At 58.4% G+C, this 3,613-nt stretch carries 2 protein-coding genes; both read right to left on the reverse strand.

The features are described from left to right. Nucleotides 1-380 precede the first annotated feature (380 nt). A complete protein-coding gene (locus ACQKP2_RS32190; protein WP_427582295.1) occupies nt 381-1,253 on the reverse strand; it encodes an undecaprenyl-diphosphate phosphatase in 873 nt (290 codons plus the stop codon). Nucleotides 1,254-1,582: 329 nt separating this feature from the next. Continuing rightward, nucleotides 1,583-3,424, reverse strand: a complete 1,842-nt coding sequence (locus ACQKP2_RS32195; protein ID WP_427582296.1) for a sigma-54-dependent Fis family transcriptional regulator — start codon at nt 3,422-3,424, stop codon at nt 1,583-1,585. Between the last annotated feature and the right edge of the window lie 189 nt (nt 3,425-3,613).

Consider the following 3,613-nt stretch of genomic DNA (forward strand, 5'->3'; position numbering starts at 1 on the left):
GAAAGTGTAGGAGCGAGCAGGCTCGCGATGGTCGTCAACGATAACGTTGGGTGTCTGATACTCCGCGGTGTTATTGCGTTTCTCGCGAGCATGCTTGCTCCTACAGTGGAAACCCTTCGTTTAAGCGAGCAGCATTACGCTTTGTGCGGGTTTTGTTTTTTGTGGGGGTCGCTCAGCTCAAGAGGCCGGTGCTGACGGCCACAATCAGGAAAGTGTAGGAGCGAGCAGGCTCGCGATGGTCGTCAACGATAACGTTGGGTGTCTGATACTCCGCGGTGTTATTGCGTTTCTCGCGAGCATGCTCGCTCCTACAGTGGATACCCTTCGTTTAAGCGAGCAACATTACGCTTTGTGCGGGTTTTGTTTTTTGTGGGGGGCGCTCAGCTCAAGAGGCCGGTGCTGACGGCCACAATCAGGAAAACCCCAAGTACGGCGCGGTAAATGACAAAGGGCCAAGTGGAGAACTTCTCCAGGAATCGCATCAGGCCCCAGATGGCGAAGAACGCCGAGATGCTGGCGATCACCAGGCCGAACACCAGATGTGCCCAGGCGTCTGCTGGCAACTGGGCGTGAAACAGCACCCACAGTTCTTTCAAGCCGGCCAACGCGATAGCAGGCAGGCCCAGCAGGAAGGAAAAACGCGCTGCTTCTTCGCGTTTGAAGTTGAGGAACAGCGCCGCAGTCAGTGTCGACCCGGAGCGTGAAACCCCGGGGATCAGCGCGCCGATTTGAGCGATGCCGACGATCAGTGCATCACGCAAGCGCATTTCGCCCACAGTGCGGCGATGGCGACAGCTGAGTTCGGCGATAGCCAGTAGAACGGCCATCACCACACAGGAAATCCCTATCACCATCAAACCGCGCAACGGCGAGTTGCAGGCGTTGAGCGTCGAGGATAACGCCAGTCCCGCAATCCCGATGGGGATGGTTGCCAGAATGATGGCCACGGCCAGTTTGAACCATTGATTGTTGTAATCGCCCTGGCGTATTGCACCCACACTACCGGTGACGACCTGTCTCACGTCGCGCCAGAAGTAACTGACCACCGCCGCCAGCGCCGCCAGTTGCATGGCCGCGGAAAATGCCGAGCCGGGGTCTTGCCAGCCGAGCAGGGCGGGCACGATTCGCATGTGGGCAGTGGAGGAAACGGGGAGCAACTCAGTGATGCCTTGAATGATGCCCAGGATGCCGATTTGCAGGTAATCCAGTGAGGCAAAACCGATATCAAGGCCGGTAGAACAGATGTTTGTCAAAGCACTTATCCTGTGAGAATAAGAGGGGAGGGAAGTGTGGGGTGCAACAAAGTGCGGGACTAAACGCTGAAATATTTCGTCACGATTTATATGCCCGGTCAATGACTTCGTCTGACAGACGGAGTCTAGGTGACGTTTGCTGAACGCTGGATGAATCGAAGGTGCTTGAGAGGTGTGTGCGGACTATTCGTTTGGCGGTAACTGGGCTGAAACCATCGCGAGCAGGCTCGCTCCCACAGGAGATGTACGGGGGCATCCAAAGATCAACTGTGGGAGCGAGCCTGCTCGCGATGGTCTATAGCCGAACGCAGGTGGTTCGCTTTGCGCTGTCATTCCGCCTGGCGCAAGCGCTTATAAAGGGTATTGCGGCTCACCCCCAGGCGCCGGGCCAGATACGAAATATTCCCCCCCGCCGCCAGTAGCTGCCGGTTCAATTCCTCAACATCATTCATGTCCACCGCCAATGCCTGCGGCGATTCCACGGGTTCCATGTCCAGATCGACAAAAAAATCATCCGGCAGGTGCTCGGGGCGAACAGGCTGTTCCTCGGCCATGGCCAGCGCCACCTGAATCACACTGCTGACCTGACGCAAGTTTCCTGGCCATGGATGGCGCCCGAACAACGCCATCACCTCCGGGCTCAACCCGGCCCATTGGCCCGGCTCCCGATGTTGTTCCCACAGTCGCTTGAACAGTGCGTCCTTATCACTGCGCTCGCGCAGTGGGGGCAGTTCCAGGGTCAGGCCGCCGATGCGGTAATACAGGTCCTCTCGAAAGCGCCCCAATTGCACTTGTTCACGCAACGAGCGGTTGGTGGCCGAAATGATGCGCAGGTCCACCGGGAACAACTCACTGCTGCCTACCGGCTGTACGCAGCGCTCCTGCAACACCCGCAGCAACCGGGCCTGTGTCGGCAATGGCATGTCGCCGATTTCATCGAGAAACAGGGTGCCTTTATCGGCCTTGCGGATCAGGCCGATGCTGCCTTTCTGGTTGGCCCCGGTGAAGGCGCCTTTTTCGTAGCCGAACAATTCGGACTCCACCAGTTCGGCGGGGATCGCTGCACAGTTCACGGCAATGAACGCCTGTTTGCTGCGCGAACTGGCCTGGTGCAGGGCCTTGACGAAGACTTCCTTGCCGACTCCGGTTTCGCCATGGATCAGCAGCGGAATGTCCTTTTCCAGCAGGCGTTCGGCCTGGCGCACGGCCTTTTCCACGCGGCTGTCGCCGAAATGCAGGGTATTGAGGCTGATCGTGGCGTTCGCAGCGGGTGCCGGGACGGCATCAGGAACGAACACTCTGGCCTGGACCTGCGTCTGTTTCGGTCGCTTGATCAGGCACTGGAATCGATTGCGTCCACAGGACTGCAGCGAGAAAGGCAGGTCTTCGGGTTGATTCAACAGTTCGCGCAGCGAGACCTTGAACAGGCTCTCGACACTGACCCGCGACAGACGTACGCCCAGCAGGTTGTCGGCACGGCGGTTGGCGGACAGAACCTGGCCGCTCTCATCGAAAATCAGCAAACCGGCCCACTGGCTATCGAGGTTGTTCAGGCCGGTATTGAAGGTCAGCTGGAAATGCCGGCCGTGGAACAGGTTGAGGATCAGCCGGTTTTCCACGGTCTGACTCATCATCTTGACCATGCCCAGGGTGTGGGACGGCGGCAGGTAGCTGTCGCTGGACACATCCAGCACCGCGATAACCTTGCGTTCGGCATCGAAAATCGGCGCGGCGGAGCCGGTCATGAAGCGATTGGCCTTGAGAAAGTGTTCATCGTGCTCGATGTGCACGGCCTGTCCGCACGCCAGCGCGGTGCCGATGGCGTTGGTCCCGCTGCAGTGTTCCATCCAGCTGGCACCGGCGCTGAAGCCACGGGCCAGGCCGGGTTCGATGAATCGCTGGGTGCCCCAGGATGTCAGCACCTGGCCCTGATTGTCGGCGAGCATGATCAGGCAGTTGGAATTGCTCAGGATGTTCTCGTAATACGGCAGCACCTCCTGGTGGGTGGTCTGCACCAGCGAATGCTGGCTTTCGAGCAATTGCGCGATGCGTTCTGCCGGCAATTGATCGAATGCCGGAGCGCTCTGATGGTTGAGGCCGAATGCGCGACAGCGGTTCCAGGAAGCCTGGATGATGGCGTCGTGGGAGAGCGGCGAGGCAGGTGCGGCCATGGCAGTCGATCTCTGAACAAACATTTATTGTTTTTATGGATAACGTTGTAAACGCCACATGTACCGTAGGAGCCAGGCTTGCCGGCGAAGGCGATTTTAATGACGCCTTCGCCGGCAAGCCTGGCTCCTACGATAAGCAATTCGTGGCACTAAAGTGCGAAGAGAGTGGTGTTCACTAATGTTAACTGT

Origin of the sequence: Pseudomonas sp. NPDC089569, from assembly GCF_050280625.1 — a bacterium.
GTDB lineage: Bacteria > Pseudomonadota > Gammaproteobacteria > Pseudomonadales > Pseudomonadaceae > Aquipseudomonas.